The 5,421-nt window shown below is 62.9% G+C and carries 4 protein-coding genes and 3 pseudogenes; 2 read left to right on the forward strand and 5 right to left on the reverse strand.

Going from position 1 to position 5,421, the window contains the following annotated elements:
* Positions 1-455 (reverse strand): annotated as a pseudogene (locus AHiyo1_RS12685) (shikimate dehydrogenase); the annotation flags it as partial.
* A gap of 169 nt (positions 456-624) precedes the next feature.
* The gene (locus AHiyo1_RS12690) at positions 625-1,395 is read right to left on the reverse strand and encodes an IclR family transcriptional regulator (RefSeq protein WP_059388805.1); all 771 of its coding nucleotides are present in this window, start codon (positions 1,393-1,395) and stop codon (positions 625-627) included.
* Positions 1,396-1,603: 208 nt separating this feature from the next.
* Here AHiyo1_RS12690 and AHiyo1_RS12695 point away from each other — a divergent pair.
* Both AHiyo1_RS12695 and AHiyo1_RS12700 read left to right on the forward strand, forming a co-directional pair.
* Positions 1,604-2,919: pseudogene (locus AHiyo1_RS12695) on the forward strand (MFS transporter).
* Positions 2,920-3,103: 184 nt separating this feature from the next.
* Positions 3,104-3,340 (forward strand): hypothetical protein, encoded by a 237-nt coding sequence (locus tag AHiyo1_RS12700; RefSeq protein ID WP_059388807.1) that lies wholly within the window; start codon positions 3,104-3,106, stop codon positions 3,338-3,340.
* A gap of 16 nt (positions 3,341-3,356) precedes the next feature.
* Here the strand turns inward: AHiyo1_RS12700 and AHiyo1_RS12705 are convergent, their stop codons facing one another.
* From AHiyo1_RS12705 to AHiyo1_RS12715, 3 genes and pseudogenes are all read right to left on the reverse strand, one after another.
* The gene (locus tag AHiyo1_RS12705; protein ID WP_059388806.1) at positions 3,357-3,644 is read right to left on the reverse strand and encodes a MoaD/ThiS family protein; all 288 of its coding nucleotides are present in this window, start codon (positions 3,642-3,644) and stop codon (positions 3,357-3,359) included.
* Positions 3,645-3,652: 8 nt separating this feature from the next.
* A pseudogene (locus tag AHiyo1_RS12710) lies at positions 3,653-4,818 on the reverse strand (WD40/YVTN/BNR-like repeat-containing protein).
* A 57-nt stretch (positions 4,819-4,875) separates the two neighbouring features.
* Positions 4,876-5,076: a hypothetical protein gene (locus tag AHiyo1_RS12715; RefSeq protein WP_059388808.1), complete on the reverse strand. Its 201-nt coding sequence runs from the start codon at positions 5,074-5,076 to the stop codon at positions 4,876-4,878.
* Positions 5,077-5,421 lie beyond the last annotated feature (345 nt).

A 5,421-nucleotide genomic window follows, 5' to 3' on the forward strand; every position in this document is an offset into this window, starting at 1 on the left:
CCCGCGGAAAGGAGGGCGTATGCGACGGCGGAGCCCGCACCCCCGGCGCCGAGCTGGACGACTCGCTCCAGGCCGGCGTCGGGAAGGCCGCTGGCCAAAGCTGAGCCGAAGCCGGAGAAGTCCGTGTTGTGGCCGGTAAAGCGGCCGTCCTTGATCAGCACGGTGTTCACAGCGCCGAGCCGCCTTGCGTCCTCGGAAACCTCGTCCAGGAACGGCAGCACCAATTGCTTGCACGGATGCGTGATGTTGAGGCCGTTGTAGCCAAGCCGGGAAGCAGCGGTCAGCAAATCGCCGACGGCGGAGCCGGGCAGGGAGAGCTCCAGCAGGTCGATGGGCCGGTACAGGTAGCGCAGCCCCTGGACGTCGGCCTCCCTCTCATGCATGGGCGGCGTCAGTGAAGGCGATACGCCTTCACCGATCAGGCCCACCAGGAAGGATTCGGCTCGGTTGCTCATGCTCATTGCTCCTTTGACAACTGCACCCGCGGATTGGCCCTCCCTGGATTCCCTCGGGACGTCCAGAGCGTGCTGCTCCGCCGGGCGGTATGAATCAGACTACACAAAATGTTCATATATTGCACTAGTGTTCTTATCGCGAACAAAAGTGATAGCTATTAACGCGCCGTTATCGCTGCGGCAGGCGGTCGGCAAGCTCTGACGCCGCGCTCTTCAGCAACGGGACCACCGCCACCAGCTGCTCCACGCTCATTCGGAAGACAGGGACGGCGGTGGCAAGCGAGGCGAACGCAACGCCCTGGGAATTGAGGACCGGGACGGCGACGGCGCGCATGCCCACCTCGTTTTCCTCGTCCATGATCGCGTAGCCCTGGCGCCGGACCTTCTCGATTTCCAGGCGGAAAGCGTCGCGGTCGGTAATGGAGAACTCCGTCAGCGGCTCCAGCTCAAGCTCTTCCACCAACTGCTTCCGCTCGTCGTCGTCCGCGAAGGCAACTAGCGCCTTGCCCACGGCCGTGGTGTGCAGCATTCCAAGATGCCCCGGATCACTCGTGACCCGGAACATCTGGGGACCGTCCACCTTGTTGACCGTGAGGTGGTGGTGGCCATCCCTGACCGAGAGGATAGTGGCCTCACCGGTCCCCTCCGTGACACGCTGCAGGATGGGTCGCGCGGTACCCGCAAAGCCGTGGTGATTGGACACCCGCTGGCCCAGCTGGAAGACGCGAAGCCCCAGGTGGTAGCGGCGGCCGTCGGCCTCGTAGTCAACGAATCCGTCGCGGGTCAGGGATCCGAGCAGCCTGTAGGTGGTACTGAAGGGCAGCTCCGCCTGGCGGGCGAGCTCCGAGGCGCTGGCCCCCTTCGGCTCATTACCCAGCAATACCAGGAGGCCCAGGGCCTTGCCGATCATGTCGGTTTTTGTGTCTTCCTTCACATCCATAACTAAAGATTGCCACATCGTGAGAGCTATATCTAGATGGTGAGTAAATATCTTGACAAGTGACTGCGCTCACAGTCATTATTGCTATATCGCACAAGTAGCTCTCACAATGTGGCTACAGTGTGAGGCCGCTGCCGGACCCACAACGACGTTCCAGGTACGCACATTTCAGCCAGATGCGACATCGCCGTCACACAAAAGGAACACCATGAGTCACACGATCCCGTCTACGACGCCGGGCACTGCCACGGCAGGAACGCCGAAGAAGGCCGCCCTCGCCAGCTTCCTCGGTAGCGCCGTCGAGTACTACGACTTCTTCATCTTCGGTTCGGCCGCGGCCCTGATTTTCCCGCACGTCTTCTTCCCCAGCGCCGACGCCAACGCAGCCATTATGTCCTTCGCGACGTTCGGCTTCGCCTACGTAGCACGGCCCGTTGGAGCCATCATCCTGGGGCACTTCGGCGACCGCATCGGCCGCCAGCGCGTGCTGATGTTTACCCTGGTGCTCATGGGCGGTGCGACGTTCATCATCGGCTGCCTCCCCGATTTCAAGTCCATCGGTTGGTGGGCTCCGGCGCTGCTGGTCTTCGCACGGCTCTGCCAGGGCCTCTCGGCCGCCGGTGAACAAGCCGGCGCTTCATCCATGACGCTGGAACACGCGCCGGACAACCGCCGCTCCTTCTTTACCTCCTGGACCTTACCGGAACCCAGGGCGGCCAGATCCTCGCAGCCTTGGTCTTCATCCCCGTCGTCGCCCTCCCGGACGAGGTCAAGTACGGCATCGGCTGGCGGATCCCGTTCTGGCTCAGCGCCGTCGTGGTCCTGGTAGCGTTCTTCATCCGCCGCACCCTGCACGAACCACCGGCGTTCGCCGAGGCCAAGAAGAACAACCAGATCGCCAAGCTTCCCGTGGCCGACCTTCTGCGGCTGCACTGGGCCGACGTCCTGCGCGTTATCTGCTGCGCCTTCATCTCGGCGGTGAGCACGGTCTTCGGAACCTTGGCCATTGCCTACGCCAAGGACGTGGCCCACGTGAACAGCACCATCACCCTGTGGCTCGTCGTGGCGGCAAACGTCGTCGCGCTTGGCACCCAGCCGGTCTTCGGCCGGATGGCTGACCGGATCGGCCGCAAGCCCGTCTTCATCTACGGCGCCGTAGCCAGCGCCATCATGACGCCGGTGTTCCTCTTGACGCTCGAATCCGGAAACGTGCCGCTCATGTTCCTGGTCTCCGTGGTGTACTTCTCCCTCGGATACGCCGCCGCAAACGCGGTATGGCCCTCCTTCTACGGCGAAATGTTCAGCACCAAGGTCCGCTTCTCCGGCTTGGCCATCGGCACCCAGATCGGCTTCCTCATGGCAGGCTTCGCCCCGACCATCGTGACGGCAATGGGCGGCACCAAGGCCGGCGGCTGGGTCCAGATCAGCATCTTCACCGGCGTCATCTGCGTCATCGCGGCGGTCTCCGCGATGACCGCCCGCGAATCCTTCAAGACCCCGACGGCGGAGCTCGGCCTGAAGTAGGACGCTCCCTCCAAACAAATCCGTGGTTCCACACCGGCCGCCCTCTGGGCCCGTGTGGAACCACGGATTTTCTTTGTCCCGGAAGTCTTACCCACGGCTAACCCGCACGAAACCACACCGCAACATTGGCCCGCCACACTGGAATAGCCGGCAAATGCTGGCAGCTCCAGCCAGGGAGGCCACCATGTTGAAGGAAGTATCAACCCACCCCACAAGAATCCGCGCGCTTGACCAGCTGCACCGCGGCGACCAGATCGAAGCCCGCCTCTCCGTCGGACCCTCCTACGATGACGTTGTCATCCGCAGGGGCAGCGTCCAGGAAACGGCCCCGGGCATCGGCGTCGTTTGGATCATGGATCAGCTGACGGGCCTGCGCAAGGCCATCAATACCGACGAATGCACAGTCTGGCGAGTGGCCTGACCTGGCCCCGAACCACTCAGCCGCCAGCCACGGACTGGATGATCAAGACCTCCTGGCCGGCAGCTACCTCAGTATCCAGACCCTTCAGACGCCGGACCTCCTCGCCGTTCACGTAAATATTCACGTAGCGGCGGAGCGAACCGGTTTCATCCCGGATCCTCCGGGCGAGCACCGGGTAGTCCCCGGTCACAGCATCAAGCAAGCTTTCCACGGTCACAGCTCCGTCGGCGGGCGTAGTCAGGTAGGACTGCCCGCCGGCGAGGGGCTGGAGAACACTGGGCAAAACCACCGTAATATCGGGCAAGGTCCGTCCTAGGCCGGCAGGCTGGATGCTGCGGCGGCAGCGGCCAATTCTGCGGCCACAGCTGCGGAGACGACGCCGGAGACAACAGCAGCCCGGACACACAAAACATCAGGTAGATGCGAGGCGACTTCGATGAAGGACTCGCCCTCATCAGCGCTAACGTAGACCGAACCGCCGCGTGTTCCGAAGTACACCCCGGCAGGTTCAGCAGAATCCACCGCGGCTGCGTCACGGAGCACGGCGTTGTATTCATGGTCCGGGAGGCCCACATCCAAACGCTTCCAAGTATTCCCGGCGTCGTCCGTGCGGTGCACCGCGAGATGGCCGTCCGGCGGAATACGCTCACTATCCGCCTTGATCGGGATCACCCAGGCGGTCCCTTCGCGGCGGGGGTGGGTGAGCATCACGAAGCCGAAATCAGCGGGAAGGCCGTCGGCGATTGAAACCCAGTTCTCGCCGTTGTCGTCCGTGCGGTACACGCCGTGGTGGTTCTGCGCATACAACCGGCCTTCGACGGCGGCATCCGCGGCGATCTTGTGGACGCACTGGCCGAACTCGGGATTGGGATCGGGCATGAAGTAGGCCGAGATCCCCTTGTTGCGGGCCTCCCAGGAGGTTCCGCCGTCGAGCGATCGGTAGACGCCGCCCGTGCTCATGGCGACATGGACGTTCTCCCCGGAAGGATTGACCACGATCGAGTGGGCGGCAGCGCCACCGTAACCCGCGCCCCACTCGCTGCGATGCGGGTGGTCCCAGAGGCCGCGGTTCAACTCGAAGTGTTCTCCGCCGTCGGTCGATTTCCAGACAGAGATCGGTTCGCAACCTGCCCAGACCACGCCGGGCCGGGATGCGGAGTCCGGGTAGATCTGCCAGATCCGTTCCAGTGCGGCATCCGTGCCGTCCGGGAATTTGATGGCGCCTTGTTCGGGCTCGGTCCATGTGGCGCCCAGGTCATCGGAGTGGGCCACGGTGGGACCCAGTGTTCGGAGCGCACGCCCACCATGATCCGGGGCTTGTCCCCGCGCGTATCGATCCCGATGCTGGGGATCTCGCTCATGAGGAAGTGCGGACCGGAAAGGGACCATTCCTTGCGGTCTGTGCTGCGTGCCAGCCACAATCCTTTTTTGGTCCCGATCGCCAAGACATAACTCTCTGCGGTAGCCATGAACCCCATGCAACCATCCCCGCGCGGGAGCCGCAACGGTTTTATGAACCGGTCTAGGAAAGCGCCTCAGTCCACGAACTCGGACTGCGTCTCAATGAAGTCCCAGTCGGCGTCGCTCAGCCCGCCGGCCAGCTCTTCAAGGCGCGGACCTCCGACATCCGCAATCCGTTGCAGAACTTCCAGTGGAAGCTCAGTGGCACGAAGGTTTTCGCGCAGCCATTCCTTGCTCTTAAGGTCTATGTCCAGCCACCACATGAAGATCTCCACGTGGACCACCCCTTCCTGTGCAAGTTAACGCTAGGCCCGCGCCGGGTGCACTACAAGGGGCCGGGTACCCCGATCAAACGCCGGATTTCGCCGTGAACCCGGGACCGGAAAAAGTAAAGTGAAAGTAGTTATTCAGATTGGTAGCGGAGTGCTGTTGGGGCACGTAAGCTATTTGTCAGCAGGAACCCGCAAGAACCTGCTCCAAAGTCCGCTCCGGAGTGCGTATCCCCCAATAACGCACTCCGGAGCTCTTTGTTTAAGCCTCGCGACACGCAAAATCCCTGGCGCCCACGGAATTCCGGAGGCGCCAGGGATTTTCCGTGTCGCTCAGCGTTTAGACGAACT

Origin of the sequence: Arthrobacter sp. Hiyo1 (assembly GCF_001263615.2) — a bacterium.
Lineage (GTDB): Bacteria > Actinomycetota > Actinomycetes > Actinomycetales > Micrococcaceae > Arthrobacter.

Coding starts and splice junctions, on each gene's coding strand:
- AHiyo1_RS12690 (WP_059388805.1), bottom strand. CDS start 1,395: ATGGATGTGAAGGAAGACACAAAAACCGACATGATCGGCAAGGCCCTG.
- AHiyo1_RS12700 (WP_059388807.1), top strand. CDS start 3,104: ATGTTGAAGGAAGTATCAACCCACCCCACAAGAATCCGCGCGCTTGAC.